Source organism: Methanoregula sp., assembly GCF_041663825.1.
Taxonomy (GTDB): Archaea; Halobacteriota; Methanomicrobia; order Methanomicrobiales; family Methanospirillaceae; genus Methanoregula.
This window is the reverse complement of sequence record NZ_JBAYLY010000015.1, coordinates 31,097-55,140: the sequence shown is the minus strand read 5'-3', so window position 1 is coordinate 55,140 and position 24,044 is coordinate 31,097. Positions and strand designations below refer to the sequence as shown.

Genomic DNA, 24,044 nt, shown 5'->3' with positions numbered 1-24,044 from the left:
GGTTCACCCTTTTAGTATACTTGGGTCTTGTTCGGGAATTATTATAGGATTTGTGTACGCGGAGTTTTCAGGAGCAGGTCCATGCGTCCGATAAATTTTTTGGCATCTGATACGGCCTGCCTGACCTCTTCAGGGGTCGGGCGGGCGTCCACTGTAATAATCTGGCTGATAGGGGTGAGATCGAATATGGGATTTGGAGGGGTTGAAACATTTAACCGGTTAAACGATCAATTATTTTCTAAGTAGATCCCTTGCAAATAAGAGTATCCATTTGAGACAAACTTACAACAAATGATATCTGCATTGTCTTTGGCACCTTTTTCGTAGAGAAGCTTTACGAATTCTATCATTTTTTTCTCATCGTGATATTGGATATTTCCGGATTTGATGCACTCAATGAAAATCTCACCAATTTCTTTGGGATATTTTTGTGCAAATGTTATGAAATTATCAAGTATATGATAAAATTCATATCCAAAAACCATATGTTTAGTTGAAAATTTCAATAATTCAATTGTTTTGGAATCAAACTCATCAATATATTCAATCCATCGTAACAAACTAATTATCACTTTGGTATACTGTGGATCTAATTCGTGAGGCTTGAGAATTTCAACAATTTTAAACCATAACTTTTGAACTAATTTCCTCTTTTCCGCCGAAATTTCTTTTCTATGCATCCAAATGAATTGGATAAGAATTTCGATCTTTCTCGTTGATTCAATTTTCAATAATTGTGCTATGAGGCTTTTTTCATCATCAATGATTTCTTCCAACTCTAGATATGCGACTGCAATATGCCAAACGAGATGTTCCTCGATATAATCTTCAGTAAAATTAAATTGAAGGGCTCTTGAATAATTATTGCTCTCCTTTACCAGATTGAAGCATGTTTTTGTTAACTGTGGTGAGAAGAACAAGTATGCCGTCATGACCGCTTTCCAGCGATTTTGATTGTCTTCTGGAAATATTCTGGTGAGGTTTTCTTTAACCCAGTCTTTATCTAAAAATACGATGTGCCTTAGATATTTTCCAAGTACATAGGGAAAGTCCATTGACACATCTATTGATGGATCAAGATGAGCGGTGAAAAAATTCTTAATTGTAGTATTCCACTGGATCTTCCCGCCTTTTTCTTTTTCGATAAATGAATGTCTCAAAGAATAACCTATCATCGCTGATAAAATCCTTTCTTTTGGAGAGTTTCCTACGGTTTGAATTAAATTGTCTGTATTTGAAATTTCAGAGTCATTCTGTTCAATTAGCAATAAGAGAATTTTTTCTGATAAGGGCAATAATTCTGAACTGAACGCATGTTCATTATTGTTTGTTCCATCGTGGATTAAATCTGAAACAACTAAGATAATTTCATATTTGTAATCATCTTCTTCGTCAGAAGTTCTTTCCAACCAAATTTCTTTCGATTGAAGTAAATCAAAAATAAAATTTAAAATGACTGCCCAATTTACATCCTGTTTTAACCTCCATGCGTCTAAGAAGCCCCAAAGAAATGAGCGGATGTAGACTCTCTGAATTGAGAGAAATGGGTAAATATTGTCTGTGAATTTTTTTGGTTTGGACGATACAACACTTTTCAGTGTTTCAGCTAATCCAACTTTAGTAGGTTTTAAAAAGCCTTCATTTTTAAAATTATTGAGATATTTTACGATATCTTCATTTGACATTTCTAAAAATTCAGATTCTTCTTCAATTGGACTTATATCCACAAACTGTGCATACGCGGTATCCTCTTTTACAGGTGATGTAATTTCCTCTGGTGATATTTTGTTATATTCATCGATTTTTTTAAGGATTTCAGGATTTTTCGTTTTTACTAATGCGAATAACCAAGTTTTCTTGGATTGAGCCTTGTACCGCTTAATTTCCTCAGGATCAATATTTCTATTGGATACGTTAGAGAAATCCATTGATTCTATCCACGCGACTAATTTATTTATATCAGAAATACTAAATGAGGGACAATTGTTATCTAATAAAGTATACAATTCTGATTTAATTTCATAAATGTCGAAGAGATTTCCTTTAAAATTCCAAAAAATATCTTTAAAATCAGGATAATTGTGATTAATTGTGCTCAAGGCAAGCCGTTTAAAAATTGAATGATCTCTGCCGATGAAATCTTCAATTATCGGTTTAATTTGTGTTGATTCGGACTTGGTCAAAAAATTTCCAATGAATTGCACCATCAAAGAAGGATAACTTGCATTTTGTGCAGGTTTTGAAGATGCATTGATCCCTCTTATAATATAATACTCTAATAACTGCGGGTGAATCTCAATAATATGTTCAATTTTTTTAAGTGCCACATTAAACGCAGCATCTCCACAAACTCGAATAATTTCGTCTGTAAATTTTTCAAGGATTTCAAATAAATAATACTCTTGAATGGAATTATCGTATAACAATGACTGTATCCGATTCAAAGCCGAATCAGATCCTTCTTTGAAATCAAAAATGATGTCAATCAATTTTAATGTGATATCACGATTATTTTCTTTCAAAAATCTTCCTATTACATTTTGAGAAATTTCAGATGAGATTAACGTCCACGAATTTTGTAATTTAAGACATTCCCTGAAGTAATCAAAATATTTATTTGAAATTCTTTCCGGAGGCAGTGAAAAGATGATACAAAATAATTTGTAGTCTGTATAATCATTTTCAACTCGCTGGCCGGCCTCATCCTTATAGCCAATAATTGTGTCGATTATTCCCATTAGTGAGGTATACCCACTTTCAGTTGGATGAGAAATTATGTAACTAGAGAAGTTTTCCAAATAAATTAATATTAACCATATGCGTCGTTGAGCCTCAATCCCTTTAGGATTATTCTTTGGATCAAAGTACCCCTTTTCTTTGAGAATTCCAAACCAATCCTGGGGATTTTTAATTTTTCCAAGTTGAGAAAGAAAATAAATCTCCTGTGGAGAGTTGGGTCTAAGAGATCCAAATAACTCTTGTATTTTTTCAGGATCGAATTGATCTAGAATCGCATCCGTTTTTTTGTTTAATTCGATAATGATTGGTGTTTTACTTTGAATTTGAGAGTTCCAGTCTTTGATAAATTCATAAAGCTGATTAGGTCCATTTCTATCGATTGCATATGGAATGACCTCTATCCCAAAAGCACTGTAATAATAATTCATAAATTCTCGAATATTTTCTTCGCCAGTAGAAAAAGGTAGAACGATATATCTCTCCTGTCGCCCATGTTTTTTTTCTCGATTTTGAATCGGATCATTTTTTAGCACTAAAAAATCAAGAATTTCAAATTCACTTAATCCATACCCGATGAAAAGGATTACATAATTTGAAAATATTTCTTCGAGAAATTTCCTAATCGAATCGCTATTATAGCGTTTTAAATAATCAGAAACTGTGAAAACCAATGAACCAGGATCAAGAATAGTACCATGTATTTGATAAATTTTTGATAAGTCAATTTTTTTAGGATCAAATGAGGCGTCTTTATAAACAATATTTGTTAAATCGAGATTTGGATCAAATTGTTTATGCAAATGTGTATCCACATTTGTTGTTACGAATATTGCTTGAATTCCAAAAATTTCTTTGTAAATATCGCGTAAAAGACGGAGATCTTCTTTTTCTTTCAATGCTTCTTTTAAAATCTGAATATATTTTTCTGGATATCCATTATTTTTCAAAATGTTTTCACAAATTGTAATAATTTTTTTCGGATCTCCAAGTTTGATTAATGATTCTCGCTCTTTATAGGTTATAAGGGATCCATTCGAAGGGATCTTTTTTGGTGTTTCAAAACATAATTCAATCAAATTATCTGCTAATTCTGCCCATCCTTTACAACCGATAACTCTTGATGCACCAGCTCCAATAAAAATGACCAACTTTTTTTGAATGATAGCATCTAGAATCTCTTGTGGGATCTCTTGCGTCTCTGTAATTGGATAAAACATTAAATGGACCTTAATGATGAAATGATTTTCAATGGAATATACTTATTGAAACAAATTAATTTCATTCCGAATTCTTTCCCAAATGACTGTATTATCGAACTGGTATCATCCAAACCCCCCCCTTTTCGTAAAGTTCAGCCACCCCTCGATAGCCCTCTCCTCCAAAATTTGCCTGCCCGCCTCGCAGTACACCGCTATCGATCCAATCTATTCCACACCACCAAAGAATACTCTGATGAAGAAACAGCCTCGCTCGTGTAATCAGTCACTGTCTCTACCCGGGCATCCCGGTCCCACATCCTCTTCACTCCAAAATCCCAACCTTTTTCGCTCTATAAAAAAGATATGGCAATCAACGAGCACCCCCATGAAACTCACCGATAACGAAATCCGGGACATCAACCGGTATCTCGAATCCGGCAAACCCCTCCCGGATTCCTACCGTTTCCTCCTCTTTGGCGACAAGCGCGAAGTCGAACTCGTCTGGAACGGAAAAACAAACGAAGTCTGCAATGTTGTTCTCCCCTTCCAGATCATCGAGCAGGTGGACGAACCCCGAAAGGAAACGGACACAAAGATTCAGCAGACCTTATTTGACCTAGATGACCGGGGCAGGCAGATCAAAGGCTGGACGAATAAGCTGATCTGGGGCGACAATAAACTAATCCTCTCCAGCCTGAAAAACGGGCCGCTGCGGGAAGAGATCGAGAAGCAGGGCGGTATCAAACTGATCTACATCGATCCACCATTCGATGTCGGGGCGGACTTCTCGATGAACATCGAGATCGGGGACGAGACGCTCACAAAGCAGCCGGGGATTCTGGAAGAGATCGCATATCGGGACACCTGGGGGAGAGGGGCGGACAGTTTCATCTCGATGATCTATGAGCGCTTAGTGCTGATGCGGGATCTGCTCGCGGAGGATGGGAGCATCTATGTGCATTGTGATTATAGAGTGAATATTTACATACGAGCCGTGTTGGATGAAATATTTGGAACTGAAAATTTTTCGAGTGAAATAATCTGGAAACGAACAACATCTCATGCGCAAAAACAATCATTTGGGATTGTCCATGATTACTTGATACTCTACCGAAAAAAATCAGATTCGTTCATCTGGAATCCCCAATTCGAACCGCATTCTAAAGAACACATCGATAAATACTACTCAAACATCGATGAAAAAGGACGAAGATATACCCTTGGTGATTTAACCGCTACCGGCTCAGGATCTGAAAGATCTTTCTTCGGCAAAATTATCGCCCCCCCAAGCGGAACTCATTGGCGCTACTCTCAAGATAATATTGATGATTTGTGTGAAAAAGGTTTGATAGTGATGACTTCAAACGATCGCCCTAGATTTAAAAGATATTTAGATACTCTTCAAGGGCGTGTCGTTAGTGCATTATGGGACGATTTGCCTCCAGTAAATTCACAGGCTGGAGAATCTTTAGGCTACCCCACCCAGAAACCCGAAACCCTCCTCGAACGCATCGTCAAAGCCTCCTCCAACGAAAGCGATCTCATTGCCGACTTCTTCTGCGGCTCCGGCACTACCCTTGCCGTTGCGGAGAAACTCGGGCGGAAATGGATCGGCTCCGATCTCGGCAAGTTCGCGATCCACACAACCCGCAAGCGGATGATCGGTGTCCAGCGTGAGATGAAAAACGCGGGAAAAGACTTCCGTGCCTTCGAAATTCTCAACCTCGGCAAGTACGAGCGCCAGCATTATATCGGCATCAACGAAAGCCTCCGCGATGAGGAAAAACGCAAACAACTCGAAAAGAAAGAGGCTGCATTTGTCGATCTCATCCTCCGGGCATACCGTGCCGAACCGGTGAAAAACTTCGAGACCTTCAGCGGCAAAAAATTAAACCGGCTCGTGGCTGTTGGCCCGGTCAACCTTCCGGTAACAAGGCTTTTTGTCGAAGAAGTGATCAGCGAATGCCGGCAGAAGTACATCACTAAAATCGATATCCTCGGTTTCGAGTTCGAAATGGGACTTTTCCCCGCCGTACAGGAAGAGGCCAAGGCAAAAGGGATCGATCTCGCCCTCAAATGCATCCCCCGCGAGGTCTTCGACAAACGGGCAGTCGAGAAGAACCAGGTAGTATTCTATGATGTTGCATACATCGAAGTCACCCCGCACTACAAAGGAAATTCAATAGCAATCGAGCTCTCGGACTTCTCCGTCCATTATCAGCAGGATACCTGCAAGAAAGCCGCAGCTGAGATCAAGGATGGCACCAACAAAATCGTGGTTGAGAACGGCCAGATAATCAAAGTGATCAAAGAGAAGAGCGGCATCGTGCGAAACGTCCAGCTTACGCAATCATGGACAGACTGGATCGATTACTGGTCGGTGGACTTCGACTTCGAAAGCAAACGGGAGATCATCCGGATCAAGAACCCTGACGGGGAGTTTGAAGAGCACTGGACCGGCGATTATATCTTCGAGAACGAATGGCAATCGTTCCGCACCAAAAAAGACCGGAGCCTCGAACTCACCAGTATCTATAAGGAATGCCGGCCGGGCCGGAGAAAGATTGCCGTCAAAGTCGTCGATATCTTCGGCAACGATACCATGAAGATCCTCGATGTGAATATCGGGGGCAAATGATGGCGAAGATCAATGTCCTTGATAAGGAAGTCGCTGTGTATGTCCAGAACGATGAGGACTACATTTGTATTACCGACATTGCACGCTACAAAGATCCCGACAGGACAGACTACCTGATCCAGAACTGGCTCCGGAACCGTAACACCATCGAGTTTATCGGCATCTGGGAGCAGCTCAACAACCCGGATTTTAATCCCATCGAATTCGATGGGATTAGAAAACAGGCAGGACTCAACAGTTTCATTCTCACGGCGAAACAATGGATCGAAAAGACCCATGCCATCGGGGTTATCTCAAAAACGGGACGGTATGGCGGCACATTCGCCCACAAGGATATTGCATTCGAGTTCGCCTCGTGGATCTCCGTAGAATTCAAACTCTACCTCATCAAGGAATTCCAGCGGCTCAAGGATGATGAACGCAAACTTCTTGGCTGGGATATCCGGCGCAACCTCGCAAAGATCAACTACCGGATCCACACGGACGCAATCAAAGAGAACCTGATCCCGGCAGAACTCAAAAAATCGCAGATCAACCGGGTGTACGCATCCGAAGCCGATCTTCTCAACATGGCACTCTTCGGGCTCACCGCAAAGGAATGGCGGGACAGCAACCCGGACAAAAAAGGAAACATCCGGGATTACGCCGATATCTCGCAGCTTGTCTGCCTCTCCAATCTTGAAAACCTTAACGCCCATTTCATCAGCGAGAAACTTCCGCAGGCAGAACGGCTGGAAAAACTCAACGCGATTGCCATCCACCAGATGACCCTGCTCACGCAGGATAAAAATATCAAACTGATCAGCGGGGGAAAATAACATGGCGCTCCATCCCGGTTTCCCCACCGATCCCTATGTCGTGCTCGACCCGGCAATCCGGTGGTTCCCTGCCGATGAAACCTTGCGGGCGCAGGGGGCGGAAAAACTTCTTCCACCGCTCGTTGCCGAACTAAGGAAGAAAGTCAAGACCTGGCGGGACAGCGGGTATGAAGGTGCGAGTGCGACGAGTGCCGCGCTTCTCAACTGGTGGTTCGCAACCGAACACTACGAAGAGCAGGCCGATGGAACCTTAACACCGTTCCGGTATTACTTCGCGCAGCGCGAAGCCGTTGAGACAATTATCTACCTCTATGAGATCGCGCAGATCAAGGACAAGTACGATCTTCTCCGGTACGACAGTTCCGGGGCAGTCTCGGCAGGCATGTTCACTGAGACATGGAACCGGTATGTCATCAAGATGGCAACCGGCAGCGGCAAGACAAAAGTATTGGGCCTCCTCCTCGCGTGGAGTTTTTTCCATAAAACATACGAAGAAGATTCAACCCTCGCCCGGAACTTCCTCATCATCACACCCAACATCATTGTGCTCGACCGGATACGGGCAGATTTCGATGGCCTGAAAATTTTCTTCAAAGATCCTGTCCTCCCGGATAACGGCTATGCCGGGCAGGACTGGAAAAACGACTTCCAGCTCACGCTCCATATCCAGGACAATGTCCACATTACCCGAAAGACCGGCAATATCTTCCTGACAAACATTCACCGGGTTTATGACAGCAACACCCGGGAACCCTCATCCGATGATGAGGACACGATGGAATATTTTCTCGGGAAAAAACCGGTCGGCGCTACCACCGATTCAAAACTCGATCTCGGCGACATTGTCCGGGACATCGACGAACTGCTGGTGATGAACGATGAGGCGCACCATGTCCATGACGAGAAACTTGCGTGGTTCAAATCCATTCAGGACATCCACAACCGTCTCCTCCAGAAAGACAGCGGGCTTGCAATGCAGATCGATGTCACCGCAACCCCGCGCCACACAAACGGGGCGATCTTTGTCCAGACCGTATCCGATTACCCGCTGGTCGAAGCAATCTCCCAGAATATTGTCAAGCACCCGGTCCTACCCGATGCAGCGAGCAGGGCAAAACTCAGCGAGAAGAAAAGCTCGAAGTATTCCGAAAAGTACGAAGACTACATCCACCTTGGCTATCTCGAATGGAAAAAAGTCTACGATGAGCACCGGAAACTCGGGAAGAAAGCAGTCCTCTTCGTAATGACCGATGACACCAAGAACTGTGATGAAGTCGCAGCCTATCTGGAAAACCGGTATCCGGAACTGAACGGTGCCGTCCTTGTCATCCATACCAAGAATAACGGGTACATCTCAGAATCAAGTTCCGGTAAGAAGGATGACGAACTCGACAAACTCCGGAAAGCCGCCAATGAAGTTGACTCAGACAACAACCGGTACAAAGCAATTGTATCCGTCCTTGTCCTGAAAGAAGGCTGGGACGTGAAAAACGTCACAACCATTGTAGGACTGCGGGCTTTCAGCTCGAAAAGTAATATTTTGCCGGAACAGACACTGGGCCGGGGCCTGAGGCTGATGTACCGGGGTCAGGAACATGTCGAAGAGATGGTGAGCGTGATCGGTACCGATGCCTTCATGGATTTTGTCGAATCCATCAAGAACGAAGGTGTCGAGCTTGACCGGCGCAAGATGGGAGAGGGGACGGCGCCCAAAGCTCCGCTCGTGATTGAAGTTGACCGGGAAAACACGAAAAAAGATATTGATCGCCTTGATATCCAGATCCCGGTACTCTCGCCGAGAATTTTCCGGGAATACAAGAATCTCTCCGAACTTGATATCACCCGGTTTGGCAACAAAAAATTCCCGGTAAAAGAATTCACGGAGGAACAGCAGCGCGAGATCATTTTCCGGGACATCACCACGGAAAAAATTACCCACAAAACCCTGCTCGATAACACTATTGTTGCAAACTACCAGAACGTTGTCGGCTATTTCTCACAGGTTATTATGAGAGAACTCCGGCTCGTCAGCGGGTATGATATCCTGTATGGAAAAGTCAAAACGTTCATCCGCACCGGACTCTTTGATCACGAAGTCTCTATAGATGATCTGAACCTCTTACGTAATCTCTCTGAAGTTGAAGTCACGAAGATCATTATTGAAACGTTCAAAACGAAAATCAACGAACTCACCGTTAGGGAGAGAGGAGAGGCAGAGATCCGGGATTACATCAAGATCAGCCAGTGCCGGCCATTCGTGGCAAAAGATCAGGGATACCTGCTGCCAAAAAAGAGCGTATTCAACAAAATTATTGGAGACAGCCCGCTTGAACTGGATTTTGCCGGTTTCCTTGAGAACTGCGACGATATCATCTCGTATGTCAAGAATTATTTCGCGGTCAACCTGAAGATAGATTACCAAAACCACCAGGGAGATATTTCGAATTATTACCCGGATTTTATCATCAAGAGATCGGAAAAAGAAATTTTTATTGTAGAGACAAAAGGGCTCGAAGATGTTGATGTTGAATTAAAAATTGCCCGGCTAGATCAATGGTGTAAGGATATCAACAAAATCCAGTCTTTGGTTACCTATCGATGGTTATTGGTACGTGAAGAGGAATTCAGGAAATATACTCCAAAGAATTTTGAAGGTCTGATAAAATCATTTGGATCTCAACAGGTTTTGAAAGAGTGAAAAATTCCCCCTCTTCTTTGAGCACGGTCATTGCATCCCGGCCCGGCAAATCCCGAAGCCAATATCGCCCTTTTTACCCCCTCCCCCATACAATAACCCCTCTGGAAAACCGTGGCCCGTACAGGCCCGCTGTATTGCAGGTTGAAGTGCCCCTCTTTTTGCCCGGTTTTCGAAAATACTCCCGTAATATCGTTTCTTCCGTGGGCGTGGACACCGTTTCCTGTGGAACCGGAAAACGGGATCGCCGGATTGGCAATCCGGGGCCGTATCGGGCGTATCCGGGATACGGTCTGCCAGCTGGCCGGGTACTGCACTTTCCTGATCCCTCACGGAAGAGTACTGATAATCAGGGCCCTGCACGACCCCGGATCACCTGTTTTTCTCACCCGGACAAGTCAGTTTCGCAAAAAACCAAGTCAGTTTCCGGTTACGGCTTGTCAAAAACAGCACATTTTACGTCGGTGGAACCACCCGGTCTGACCAAGCGTATTTAGGCTTGTTTGCGCGGAGGATATTTTTCTCTGATGGGGTCCTGCACGTGGCTGGAAAAGAGGGGCCGTTTTTGGGAGGTCGCGGATCCGGCCGGGTTCTCTTTGGGAGATACGATCTCCATGAAAAGATTCTCCGTCGGAGACCTCTATCGCGAGAGGGTAAATCCCCACCAAAAACAAGTCAGTTTCGCAAAAAACCAAGTCAGTTTTTGATAAATAACCCGGTTTTCCCTAGAATTTACGACGGAGAAAGGGGAATTCCGGACAAGCGTATTTAGGCTTGTTTGGAGGCCCGATCTTTTTATGGACTGGGCAGGGGCACGCGGGAATGAAAAGAAAGGCTGTTTTGGGTTTTGTCCTCAGCCCGTTTTTTTTAGATCCGTTCCAGATCCCTGCTGTCAAAAACAAGGTACCCCTCTTTTTGCAGCCGGTCCTTCCCTTCAATGGTCCCGGCAGAGAACAGAGCGTATTTCCGGTGGAGATATGCATCTGCACGGACGAGCTTCGCTGTGGCCTTCAAGCCCGCAAGAAGTTTTTTTGCCTGCCCGTATCCGATATCCCCCCATTTGCATTCGCCAAAGACAACGGCAGACGAAGTATCGTCAAGGGCCACACAATCGATCTCGTCTTCCTTGTACCACCAGTGGCCGGTACGGTACCCCGGCAGCACGATCCCGGCAAACTCGTCACGCACAAACGATTCGAACTGCCGGCCAAAAAACGGATTCAGGTCAGGTACAAGTGCGTCATCGTGCCCGGTCTCGATCTCCTGCCTGCGCGGAAAAACATGACAGTACCAGAAATCAAAGACCCGGTCGCGGATCCGGTAAATTCCCTGCCGGGGATTCCCGAGAACGGGCACTTCTTTTTCTACCAGGCCCAGCCGGATCATGGAGTCAAGGTACGGGTACACGTGGCGGGTGTCAAGACCGCAGAACTGGGCGATGGATGTCGGGGACGTACTCCCGAGTGCAAGCGCGTGGAGGATCGACTGGTATACCTTGAGCTCCCGGAATTCCTGAGAGAGGAGAAAATACGGTTCGTGGTAAAAATACCCGTACCGGTTGAAAAATTCTGATTTGAAAAATGCGTCGCTGGTATCGTATGCGCCGGCCTTGAGCAGGTATTCCGGTACGCCGCCAATCGACAGGTACGCTTTGAGAGCATCGCGGAACGGGAAGCAGAAAAACTTCCGTGCATCGGAGAACCGGAGCGGGGGAAGCAGCATGTCCCGGGTCCTGCGGCCATAGAGCGGGGATGTGGACGAAAGGGCGAGATCGCTCATGAGCGAGAGTATCGAGCCTGAAAGGAGAATGCACCAGTCGGAAGTGCGGAAACTCCGGTCCCATGATTTCTGGAGCGCAGAAAGGATGGAAGGATCGTTTTTGATCAGGTACGTGAATTCATCGATGACAAGGTACGTTCTTTTCCCGGGCGGCTTTTGTGCGAGATAGGTAAAGAGCTGGTCCCAGGTTTTTATATCCAGCTCTGCAAGGAGGGAATCGCCGAAATATTCTGCGCATCGGCTTTTGAGCTGGGCAATCTGGATATGCGGGGACGCGTCTTCTGCGATATAGAGGATGCCGGGCTTGTTCCGGATGAATTCATCGATGAGCCGGGTCTTCCCGATCCTCCTGCGGCCGTAGAGGATGATGAGCCGCCCCCCCTCGCTCTGCCACTCGCGTTCGAGCAGCGAGCGCTCCTCATCGCGGTCGATGAACTCCCTAATCATGATTAGTACTAATCACGATTAGGATTATTAAGGTATCGCCGTTTGCAGGATCATTTTTGGGGGGCTAATTCCGTGAATGTACGGAGAGGGAGGCCGATACCCGGTCAAGAAAAACCCCGTGTTAATCCCATCGAATTCGATGGGTTTAGAAAAAAGATCCAAATCGTTTCAGGACTTCAGCGGTAAAAATTCCCCGGTCTCCGTGAAGTACAAATAAGTGGCAACCTCCTTCCCCGGCACCAGCTCCCTCGCCGCCTCGCAATAGATCTCCATCGACTTCCGGTACTCCTCCGCGAGCGCCGCATATCCCTCCGGCCCGGCCGCCGCGCTCTTGTAATCGATCACGGCCCACGACCCGTCTTCAAGTTCGCAGAGCCGGTCGATCGTGCCGGTCACCCGTTTTCCTTCAAAAGAGATAGAAAACGGCACCTCGCAATACGACCGCTTCACCCGCTTCACGAGATCCGAAGAGAAGAACGCAGTGCGGATCTCCCCGCACTGCCAGAGATGCTGCTCTGAAAATTCCCCGTACTCTTCAAGCACGGTTGCCGCATCCCGGCCCCGGAGGACTTCGTGAATGATCGTCCCGCGTTTCTCGCCCGGGTAAATATCCGTGAGGTACTTTGGCACGCCCGGCTCCCGTTTCGCTCTTCGCCCGGCGAGTTCCTCTTCCAGTGCCGAGACCGTGATCTCCCGGTCCGGGTCCGTCTCCGGTTCGTACACCGGCCGGACCCGGGTCCCGGTCTTCCCACTACCGTCCGCAGGGACACCAATAAGTTCCGGTTCCGCCCCCGTGAGCTCTGCCGGGATCGCGAGAGGATCGGTGACGATAGCCATCCGGAACGGTGCGATGCCGTTCCCGGGTTCGAGTGTGATCCCACCGGCTTTTATTGCGTCGTCCGTGATCCCAAGCGCGGTGCAGACCCACGCGATCCGGGTCCGGGCAAAGGGGAGAGGAACCTCCGGGTCGTCCGGCATCGTGCCGCTCATGAACAGGTGGTCGCGGGCCCGGGTGAGGGCGACATAGAGAAGGCGTTTCTTTTCGGCCCGCTCTTTCTCGCGCCTCACCTCGCGGAGTGCGGTGAGTACCGGGCCTTCGGCAGGGACAAAATTATTACCCGGGTCCGGGGCCTTGATTCCCACAAGACGCGGGTCGTCGCCAATCATGATAGTCTCCGGGCGGTCCCGGAACGACACGCCCATGTCCGGCACAAAGACAATGGGGAATTCAAGGCCCTTTGCCGCGTGGACGGTCATGATATTGACCGCGTTCTGAGCGAGCGCATCGAGATGTGCCTCACCCTCGCGTTCCTCCTCGTCCATCGCGAGCCGGAGTTCGGAGGTAAGATCGGCAAGGCTGTAGAGCCCTTTTTCTTCCCGGGCCCGGATGATCGCGACAAGTTTCTCGATGTTTGCAAGGACCTGTTCCCCGTCCGGCATCGCACCGTACACGGTGTAGACCCCGGACTCCCAAAGGATCTTCCGGATGAAAAAAACAAGACCGGCCCGGCCGGCGTACTCCTGCCAGGATGTGAGGAGCCGGACAGCACGCACAGCAGAAAGCGTGCCGGTTTTTTCCGCAAAACCCTTGAGCTTCCCAAAGAATGTCGCGTTCTTCTCCTGCGAGACAAAGAAGAGTTCTGCGTCAGAGAGCCCGAAGCAGGGCGAGCGGAGCACTCCTGCAAGGCTCACATCGTTGTGGTTGTTCAAGAAAAACGAGAGTAAATTGTAGAGATCGTAGATCTCCTGGCGGTTGTAAAACCCGGTCCCGCCATGCACGTAATACGGAATACCGTACCGGGACAAAAACGCGAGGTACTGCGGGAGGTTCGTGCGCTGCTCTATGAGTATCGCGATGTCGCCGTACCGGGCTTTCCGCCGGATAAACGTATGATCCGGCTGCTCCTCGTACACATCGGCCGGCGCAGAAACCACAACGCTCTGGATCCTCCGGGCCACCATATCCGCCTCGTTCTGTTTTGTCGCAGTGCTCGTATCGCCTTTTGTCGGGAGCATCAGTTCGACGGTCCCCTCATGCCCGGCCCGGGCCGGCGAGGGAACGATGGGCTGGTACCCGAATTCCCAGGGTTTTTTCACGGAGGAAAAGAGCGTAGTAAAAATACTATTTGAAAGCCCGATCACCGCACCCGTGCTCCGGAAACTCGTATCAAGATCCACGGTCGAACCGTTGCAGGCCGATTCAATGATCTGCTGCGCGGCTTTGAAGCGCGTCACATCCGCGTCCCGGAAGAGATAGATCGACTGCTTGGGGTCGCCCACGATAAAGAGACTGTCGTTGTTCTCCCCCGGTTTACCCACGAGGGCAAGCACGATATCGAACTGCGCCGGGTCGGTGTCCTGGAACTCGTCCACGAGGATGTACCGGTACCGTCCGGCAAAGTGCATCGCGACAAGGTCCGGGCGATGTACAAAGAGGTTCCGGGCAGAGAGCACGAGGTCCGAGAAATCGATCCCGCCCTCCTTGGATTTCTGTGCCTCGACAAGAGCAAGGTATCGCGGGAAAACGTTAGAAAGATCATGCAGGAGCGATACGGAACCGGAAAGAAGCGGGTCGGCCGGGTCCACGGTCAGCCGGAAGAGCGGCGCTTTTTGTTCGAGGATCCCGGCCAGGCGCTTCCGTGCGGCCTTGAACCGGGCGAGATCGTCGCCCTGCCAGACTTTCCTGCTCCCGCCTCTTGGCCCCGGGGTTTCAAGGATGCCTGCCGCTGCTCCAGAGAACCGGTCCGGGGAAAATGGTCCGGCAAGTACCGCAAGCGCCGGTTGGATTAACGTCGCATATTCGGCCGCTTTGTCATCAGCTCCAGAGTACGTATCGGCAAACCCGAGCAGTTCTTTTACCAGATCGGAAAAATCCCGGTCGGCCGCGAGTGCAAAAAGTTCCGCGTCACGGAACCGGTGGACTTCTTCCTGCCAGAACGAGAGGACGGCGGCCTCATCGGTACCAAATGCCTCAAAAAACCGGGCGTACTGGTCGCGCCGCTCGTACATCGCGCCCAGCATCTCCCGGAGCGTGTACTGGTCAAAGACCGAGAGTAGCCGGATCACGCCTGAGTTTGCCGGCTCCGGTTGCACCCGCTGCACGAGTTCGTCAAAGATGTCGGCATGGATCCGGGCCATGGTCCGTTCGTCAAGGACGCTAAAACCCGGGTCGAGGCCGGCTTCGAGCGGGAACTCCCGGAGGACCTGTGCGCAGAACGAGTGAAAGGTCTGGACCGGAGCGACAAGAAAATCCTCGGTCGCTTTTTCCCAGGCCGGCCCGGACTGCCGGGAAAGTTCCTTTCGTATCCTCTCCTTCATCTCCGCTGCTGCCTTGTCCGTGAAGGTAAGCGCAAGGATCTCCGGAACGGATACCTTCTTTGTTCTCAGAAGATCGAGATACTTCTGCACGAGGACAAAGGTCTTTCCCGTCCCGGCTCCTGCGGTCACAACCATGCTCCGGTCGTGGCGGGTAATCGCCGTGTTCTGCCGTTCGGTTGCCGCCATCTATGCATCCCTCCCGGGAAAAAACGCCCGCAGCGGATCGAACCGGCAGACCGTTTTGAATTCGCAGTACGGGTTCCCACATTTTTCGTTTGTCTGCAGCGGGAAATTCCCGGCCCGGATCTCCCGGATGTAACCGGCCGCGTGCGCATGGGAGTCAAGGAGCACATCACGGAAGTCCTTTGTCGCTCTGGGGTGCGAGGAGACAATCAGGTCCCGGGCCGGTTCATCGAGCAGCACGTACTTGTTTTCGACCTCGCGCCGGATCCGGTAGTATCCCGCAGCAACCCCGGTCTTCCCGGATATCTTCTCATACGCGAGGAGGTAGAGGGGCAGCTGGAGCGCGGTTCCCTCTGTCACCTCTTTTACCCCGGCAAGCTGCGAACCGGTCTTGTAGTCGGAAATGGAAAAGATCCCCTCCGGGGTCTCATCGATCCGGTCGATCCGTCCCTTGATCCGGATCGTCTCTGTCCCTTCCCGGCCGGCAAGTTCCACCGGTTCGGCGACGGAGGCCGGGTCGTCAGCCCCGCGTGGTTTCATACCAAACGCCAGTTCGAAGTGCGAGGGTGAGAGTGGCGATGACGATTCTGCCGCCTCACGGGTAAGGAACTGTGCAAAGATCCCCGGTCCGGCGCCAGCTCCGCCCAGCATCTGGATCTTGACCGCGTTCCAGAGCGGGCTTTCAAAGGGATTTTTTGCGAGTTCCGCCGTTGCGATCTCCGTCATGAGCACAGCGGCATCGACAAGTTCTGCGGGGAGAACTTTTGTATGCCCCTGCTCTTTCCAGCGCCGGTAAAACGTAGAGAGCACCGCATGCACCGCAGTTCCCCGGTCGCTTGCGGAAAGACTCGTTTCGACATCGGGCAGCAGGGAAAGGCCGAGGATCTTTTCGAGGAAGAACCGGAACGGGCAGACCGCGTAGGTCTCAAGCGTTGTCGGCGAGTATACGTGCAGGGGGCCGAACCGGTTGGAAAGGACGGCTCGGATCATTTCATCCCCGGACAATACCCCGTCAAAAACCGAATCAGCCGCACCCTGCCGGTAGTACCGCCCGGTGTTGACGCGCCCGATAATCTGGTCAACCGTGCCGTCGGGCGGCAGGAATGAAAGTGCCGTGCAGACCTCCCCCCGAGTAAGAAGCGTCCCGGCGTGCACCGCGCCGGCCCGGTCCGAGCAGTCGTATGCTGCACCCTCGTCACCCCACGTCCCGGCCCCGGTCTTCTCCTTTACCCGTTCGAAGAATGCGGAAGAGAGCAGCGGGTTTTCTCCATCGGAAAGCGGGGTGCTTAAGTACAGCGTGTCCGTTGCGGCAAGGAGCGCTGCGACAAAATAATACCGGTTCTCATCGAGGATCTCCGCAAGCGACCGGGTTCCCATCCGGGAGCTTTCCAGCGTATTTGTGAACGGGATCCGGGTGGTGAGCCGGGGCATGTCGCCTTCGGTCAGCCCCGCGATGAAGAGGCAGGGGATCTGCTGGTACATGCATTCCTGGAGACCGAGCAGTGCGACACCGGTCCGGTCACCGTCCGGATAGATCTCGGTCTCCTTTGCAAGCGTGGAAAGGATCTGGGAAAATGTCGCTGTTGTAATGGGCCGATCGCCGAGAATACCCGCCATCCCGTCGAGCCGGTCAAGGCATCGTAAAAACTTTTCAACGGCTGCGGATTCTTCATTGCGGAGGGTTTCACCCGGGAAATCCGGGAGCTCGTCAAGTCCCCATAGGGAAAGGAACTTCTGGTAATCTTTCCGGTGCGAGGAAAGGGATTTTTTCCCGTCAAGCGTCGCGAGATCCAAGAGCAGCGGGAGAATCCAGCGCTGCACGAGGTCCACGGTTTCCTGACGTACCGGCATGAGCGGGCTCTCGTCATCTTTCTCCTGCCCGGCGATCCGGGCAAGCAGCCGGTCAAAACCCTTTTTCCATTGGTCAAGACCTTTTTCAATCTGTGCAACCCGGCAAACCAGATCGACGGTGCCGGGATCCGGATCGATGCTGCACGCTGGAACCGGCATATCTATCGAGCCGGACAAGGGAGCACCGGGAGACGATTTTCGTTTCCGGTTCACAAAATACGGATTTGCAATGAACCGCATTACCTCTTCGCGGGCAAACTGCCCGACCGGGATCCCGGGAATATGAACGAGAAATTCTACGACAGGAGTATGGGAGATGTGCGTCCCGGTTGTTGTGGTCCAGGGGATTGCATAGTCAGAGAATAGTTCCCGGACAAGACTTACTGATTCCCGGACTTCGGGAAATGTGACAGCCATATCGGAAAACGGGATTCCTTTTGTCGCATGAAGCCGGCATATCTCTTCTGCGATACCGGCAACCTCTGCGTACCGGGTAGGAAATAACGCGGTCCGGATTGTTTGCGTTGTATCGATCCGCCCGCTCGTAGGAGAAAAAAGCCCGGCAAGGGGCCGGCCCGCAATTTTCCCCTCCGTAATTGTCACCGGGATACCGGACTCTTCAAGCCACCGGGTTCCGGCCCGGTCCGATCCGGGATTTGGATCTTCCGGGACGACAATTGTGCAGGACTCCGCAACAGAGGCAATCGCAAGGATGAGTTCCTGTTCGAGCGGGAGCGGTTTGTAGAGCCCGTAGATAAACACCTGCCTGAATAAATGTTGATGAGATACATTTGCAAGATCCCGGATGACCCAGGTGCGAATCGTGTCGGAATCCACGAGATCATGGGTACCAAGATAATCACGGTACGCTTTTACCACAAAACCGATCTGCCGGCTTTTATCACTCTGGAGATCGCCGAGCACTTCAGGATAGGCAATTTTTCTCCGGGTAATAACATTAAGAAAATCCCGGAAATTCTCTAGAGTCCCGGGAGATACCTTGCCATGGAAAAAAAAGAGGGGGAGATCTTTTTTGCGATCGTTTATGATCCGTGAAAGGAGTATTTTTGATTCCGGCTTTGAGAGGAGACGGGTTGTTCTCCTGTACTCTTCAAAATACGCGAGGCAGAGATCGTCCGGCGTGCAGATCCGGGATGGGATGAGAGGAATATTTTTTTTGCCGCAGGTATTTTTTACGGTCCGTACGAGGCGCCGGGTGGGAAGGATAAGCCACGATGAGAATGGATCGGCGGCAGATGCCGATACGAACCGGTCAAGGAAATCCTCCGGCCCTTTTTCCGGAAGGCCCCGGAGGAGATGGAGTGCGGGCATGTGGTTATCGTTAAATGTGCATTGCCGGAATGTTAATGATGCGATTCCGGTCTTTTTACCGGGCCTGAACACCCGGGCCCGAAAAGCCTGCTCCGCCCGCACCCGGTCTTTTCGACCTGTATCTGGACCGGTATCCGCTCCTTTAACGCCGCAACATGGGAGATGATCCCGATGATCTTTCCTTCCCGCTGGAGTTTTGAGAGCGTCTCAAGTGCTGATTCAAGGGTGTCCTCGTCAAGCGTCCCGAACCCTTCGTCCAGGAAGAGCGAATCGATCCTGACGTTGTGGCTTGCCATTCCGGAAAGGCCGAGCGCAAGCGCAAGGCTCACAATAAACCTCTCCCCTCCGGACAGGTTCTTTGTTGTCCGGATCTCCCCGGCCTGGTAATTGTCCACGATATCCAGGTCAAGAGACGATCCCTTGTTCCGGATAAGAAGGTAACGGTCGCTCATGGTCCGAAGGTGCCGGTTAGCCTGCACAACAAGGGTCTCAAATGTCAGTCCCTGGGCAAATATCCTGAACTTTTTGCCGTCAGCAGAACCGATGAGGTCGTGGAGTTTCTCCCACCGGGAAAATTCTTTTTTCTGTTTTGCAATCTCTTCTAGGAGTTTCCGGAGTTTTTCCACCTGTTCGTCGTATTGTCCGAGCCGCGCCCGGATCCCTCCGATCTCGATCTGGAACCGGGTTATGCGGTTTTTGTCGTTTTCTATGGCAAGGGATAGGTCTTCGCGTTTTTCCTGCGTCAGGGCACGGTTTTGTTCTGCCGCCAGTTTTTCTGTTCGTTCTTTGAGACCGACGGAAATTTCCATTTCCTCACGCTTAATATCCGATTCGAGTGTTTCTAATCCGGTTAGTCGGCCCGGGGCGAGGCGGGCGGACAAAAAATCATCTTCACGGGAAAACCCGGCTTTGAAACGGGCATCGGAAAATTTCTGTTCCCATCCTGCGAGCACCGGGACACGTGCATCAATTTTTGCGGCAAGTACCCGGATCTGCTCCCCGCAGGTTGTTTTCCGGGTGTCCGCGAGGTTTTTTGCCTCTGTTGCCGCAGAGAGTGCCTTGTCTGCCTCTGTTACCAGCCCCGCGACCCGGGCCTCTTCGGCATCCGGCACTTTTTCCCCGTAGAGTTCCCGGCGTCGTGCAGAATTGTCTGCAAATTCCTTCTTAATCCCGTCAAGGTTTTCCAACAGGGTCGCGAGTCTCTTTTCTGCTGCAAGAAGGAGAGACCGGTCCCGGTCTATGCCGGCTTCGCACTGCCGGAGCCGGTCCTGTAGTTCCTGCCCGCGTGCAAGGCATGCGACATACTCATCGCGGCGGCTGGTGAGCGCGGCAAGTATCTCTTCGGTCATGGTTGACCTGCTGAAGACGAGGACATCGTACTCCTGCACGGATTCAAGGAGCGCATCCTTCTGCCGCCGGGCGTTTTCACCCGTCGCGGCGATCTCAGCGGTCAGCCGGTTACGTTCAGCGTTCTGTGCGTCACGGTAGCTGAACGCCTCGTCAAAGTCCCGCTGGAACGCTGCACGGGCATCTCTTTCCTTGACAAGAGTTTGTTCCACCCGCTTAAGATCCCGTTCTTTTTCTTCTGCGCGGGAAATGATGGCCCGGGTCTCTTTAAGCCGGACTCTGCACTCATCCTGTGCTGCAGCGATTGGGGTCTTTTGGGAAGGCCCGGACGGGATGCCAAGGGCAAGGCACCCGGCCTCCAGTTCTGCGGCTGCTTTTCCAGCCTTTTCCTCACGTTCCCGCAGCGCAATCTCGCCGGCCCGGATTCCTGCATCGATTCCCGCAAGGTCTGCCTCGCTTTTCCTGACCTGTACCTGGAGGTTCTTGTTCTCCCTTTTGTAGGCCTCGAATTTCTTCTCTGCATCGCCGGGTAACGGTACAACGCCGGAGCACCACGGGTGATCGATCGAACCGCAGAGCGGGCAGGGCTTGTTGTCCAAAAGCGTTTGCCGGGCATCTTCGAGACTTTTTATCCGTGCAAGGTAGACACGGTTCTCTTCAGACATTCTGAGGAGATCTGCGGCCTGTTCCGCCTCTTTTATGAGCGCGGCATGACGCCCTTCCTCCACTATCCGCCGGCCCCTGGCGACATCGAGATCTGTTGCAAGTTTCTCCCGGCCGGCCGTGTCTTCTTCGATCCGCACGAGAAGATCCAGAAGAACTTTGAGACCGTGCTCGCGATCGGCATCCCCTTCGGCAAGCAGCCGCAGCGCGGCACCGTCACGACCACCGGTAATTTCTGCGATCTCCTTTTTTATCCGGTCTGATGAGGCGATAGCCGACTGCACCTTTTCTGCAGCCTTGTCCAGTTTGGATTTTCTCCGGAAAACAACCTGCTCGGCATCGGCAAGCGCATGTTCCACATCGCGGAGTTCTCCCTGTTTCTTTTCAGCAGTCTCCTCAGTTGCGTGTATTTGCCGGATGGCAGATTCAATCCCGGAGAGGGTGGCGATCAGTTTCTCGTCAAGAGGATGCTCCCTGAGGTACCCGGCAACCTTTGCAAGATCCGGCCTGATCCCTTCCGACAGCACTTCTGCGGCCCGGATTGCCTCCCGGTATTTCCCGGTCTCTTCTTCCAGCTGCTTTTTTTCCCTGGTGTGTTCTTCGCATCGGGTCCGGACCTCCCGGATCCGGGTGTCGAGATCGCGGACGCGCCGGGCGAGCTCATCTTCCCGCTGTTTTTCCCCCGCTGCTGCTTTATAGCGTTCCTCTGCAAGCTGAAATGCTTCGAGCGCGTCAGTACATGCAGTGAAAAATCCTGTAAGGCGTTCTTCATATGCCGTTTTTTCTTTACGTTCCTGTGCCTGCTGCTCCCGAAGCGAGGCAAGACTTGAATACATCCCCTCAAGGTCGCGGGCTTTCCGGGCAAGGGACAGATGGGAAAGATCGTCAGCAGCAGCAGTTTTTCGTGCATCAAGCGTCAGGGCTCGTTCCTGCAGATCGGCGAGCTCTTTTTTAAGCGCTGCGAGGGTATCCAGCCACGCCACCGCCATCTCCCGCTCTTTGCACTGCCCGGTAATATCGCGGATCTCCCTTTCATGCCGCTCTTTTTCTTCTTTGAGAACTGCGGCCTGTTCCGGGGTAATTGTCCCGAGAGTATCCGCCCTGCCAGCCAGATCGTCAAGCGTTCCTTTTTCCTGTACGAAACGCTCATGAACTTTTTTTGAGATCTCCCCGTAGATTTCCGTGCCGGTAATTTTTTCAAGAATGGGCGCACGTTCCTCTGCTTTTGCATCAAGAAACGTGGCAAATTCTCCCTGTGCCAAAAGAATGGACCGGGTAAACTGTGAATAATCAAGCCCGGTCACATCGATGACTTTTTGCTGCACTGCCGCCTGTTTTGATTCGAGGGGGACACCGGTCTTTGCATCGACAATCTCGTGCCTGGGGGACTGGAGATCGCCATCCGGTTTTTTGTGTGCCCGGTTCTGGCTCCACGTACACCGGTACTGTCCTTTATCGGAAACAAATTCCACTTCGGAAAAATATTCCCCGGTCTGCCGGGACATGATCTCACCGGCGTTTTTTGAGATCTTCCCGAGCCGGGGTGTCCGTCCGTAAAGGGCAAGGGAGATCGCGTCAAGTATCGTACTCTTCCCGGCCCCGGTAGGACCGGTGATGGCAAAGATCCCGGCAGACACGTATTCCGGATCGGTAAAATCGATCTTCCACTCACCGGCAAGGGAGTTTAAATTTTTAAAGCGAAGGGACAGGATGCGCATTTATAGTATTCCTCACTCTGCAAGCGTGTCCTCTTCGTCCATATCATGCATGATCTCAGAAAATGCGTCCATTAAGTCCTGCCGTTCTTCTGCCGGGATATCCCCTGCATCCATACAGCGCCGGAACACATCCGTTTTGGACAGTTCTTCAAGCGACTGGCCCTCTTCGTCCGGGTTAAAAACAAAATTTGTAGATTCAATGGGTCGTGTCCGGATAATCTCGACATTTGTCCCTTCAGTAAGCTCGCGGAACTGTGACTGCACGGCCGAAGCCGAAAGCGCCCCGGAAAAGAGCACTTCAATCCAGACCGTATGGTCAAGTCGCGTAAGCAACCCAATCCCCCGTTCAATCTCACCGATATCCCCTTTAAGTGTACGGATGTCCCGGAACGCTGGGACCGGTATCTCACGGATTAACGGAGTTTCCGGACTAAAATCGATAATCACCACTTGTTTTTGCTGGCCGGCGTCCCCAAACCCGAGAGCAATCGGTGACCCGCAGTATCTCATGGTGTTGTTACCGGAGACCATCTGGGGTACATGGAGATGCCCGAGCGCAAGATAATCGATTCCGTCGCACAGCGTCTCTGCCCGGATCCGTGCAAGGTTTCCGACATAGAGTTCGCGGACGCTGTCGCCCTCCACCGTCTTTCCGCCCGAGACAAAAAGATGTCCCATTGCAACGATCGGGATAGAACCACCAAGGTTCTCCCGCAATGATCGCGCAATTCCGACAACCTCCCGGTAATGTTCCTGCACACCCTCCTCAAGTTTCCGGGTTTTGTCTTCAATACTTTCGCCCGGTTCAGAAAGCCGGATATCCCGGTCACGAAGATATGGCACAGCGCAGACGATAAGTGACGGTTGTCTCTCCTTGTCGTAGATGATAATGACCTCCTTTTCCGGGTCATCCGGGATCGATCCAAAGACGTGAATATGGAGATGTTTCAGGAGATCCTGCGGTGCGTTGATGAACGACGGGGAGTCGTGATTGCCGGCAGTTATTATAACCTGAAGACCCGGTATTGCGGTGACCAGACTAAGAAACTGGTAATAGAGTGCCAGTGCCCGGTTACCGGGAGTACTGGTATCAAAAATATCGCCGGCAATGAGAAATACATCAATATGTTCCTTTTTTATTAAGGAATCAAGCCATTTTAAAAAAGCCTCGAACTCCTCATAGCGTTTATGCCCGTAAAGCGAGCTGCCTAAGTGCCAATCGGAAGTATGAAGGATTTTCATGGGGACAACACATTTGGCAGGAAAAATATGCTACAAATGGTAGTTGATCGTTACTGGTGAATTATTTATCCCTTT

The 24,044-nt window shown here is 50.3% G+C and carries 9 protein-coding genes; 3 read left to right on the top strand and 6 right to left on the bottom strand.

The features are described 5' to 3' along the window. Positions 1–227 precede the first annotated feature (227 nt). A complete protein-coding gene (locus WCX19_RS08440) occupies positions 228–3,956 on the bottom strand; it encodes an SIR2 family protein (RefSeq protein ID WP_373007089.1) in 3,729 nt (1,242 codons plus the stop codon). Between the two features lie 367 nt (positions 3,957–4,323). Between WCX19_RS08440 and WCX19_RS08435 the strand changes: the two genes are divergently transcribed. Genes WCX19_RS08435 through WCX19_RS08425 form a run of 3 tightly spaced genes read left to right on the top strand, consistent with a single transcriptional unit; the run spans position 4,324 to position 10,092 of the window. Continuing rightward, complete coding sequence (locus WCX19_RS08435) at positions 4,324–6,576, top strand: site-specific DNA-methyltransferase (RefSeq protein ID WP_373007087.1); 2,253 nt, start codon at positions 4,324–4,326, stop codon at positions 6,574–6,576. Continuing rightward, positions 6,576–7,394, top strand: a complete 819-nt coding sequence (locus WCX19_RS08430) for a KilA-N domain-containing protein (protein ID WP_373007117.1) — start codon at positions 6,576–6,578, stop codon at positions 7,392–7,394. Before WCX19_RS08435 ends, WCX19_RS08430 begins: the two co-directional genes overlap by 1 nt. A 1-nt stretch (position 7,395) precedes the next feature. Continuing rightward, a complete protein-coding gene (locus WCX19_RS08425; RefSeq protein WP_373007085.1) occupies positions 7,396–10,092 on the top strand; it encodes a DEAD/DEAH box helicase family protein in 2,697 nt (898 codons plus the stop codon). Positions 10,093–10,956: 864 nt separating this feature from the next. Here WCX19_RS08425 and WCX19_RS08420 read toward each other — a convergent pair. The 5 genes from WCX19_RS08420 to WCX19_RS08400 form a co-directional block, all read right to left on the bottom strand. Then, the gene (locus WCX19_RS08420) at positions 10,957–12,315 is read right to left on the bottom strand and encodes an ATP-binding protein (RefSeq protein ID WP_373007083.1); all 1,359 of its coding nucleotides are present in this window, start codon (positions 12,313–12,315) and stop codon (positions 10,957–10,959) included. Positions 12,316–12,483: 168 nt separating this feature from the next. After that, positions 12,484–15,819 (bottom strand): UvrD-helicase domain-containing protein, encoded by a 3,336-nt coding sequence (locus tag WCX19_RS08415; RefSeq protein WP_373007081.1) that lies wholly within the window; start codon positions 15,817–15,819, stop codon positions 12,484–12,486. Beyond that, the gene (locus WCX19_RS08410; protein WP_373007079.1) at positions 15,820–18,999 is read right to left on the bottom strand and encodes a PD-(D/E)XK nuclease family protein; all 3,180 of its coding nucleotides are present in this window, start codon (positions 18,997–18,999) and stop codon (positions 15,820–15,822) included. It abuts the gene before it with no gap. Positions 19,000–19,031: 32 nt separating this feature from the next. Then, positions 19,032–22,727 (bottom strand): AAA family ATPase, encoded by a 3,696-nt coding sequence (locus tag WCX19_RS08405; RefSeq protein ID WP_373007077.1) that lies wholly within the window; start codon positions 22,725–22,727, stop codon positions 19,032–19,034. Positions 22,728–22,739: 12 nt separating this feature from the next. Beyond that, complete coding sequence (locus WCX19_RS08400; RefSeq protein ID WP_373007075.1) at positions 22,740–23,969, bottom strand: exonuclease SbcCD subunit D C-terminal domain-containing protein; 1,230 nt, start codon at positions 23,967–23,969, stop codon at positions 22,740–22,742. Between the last annotated feature and the right edge of the window lie 75 nt (positions 23,970–24,044).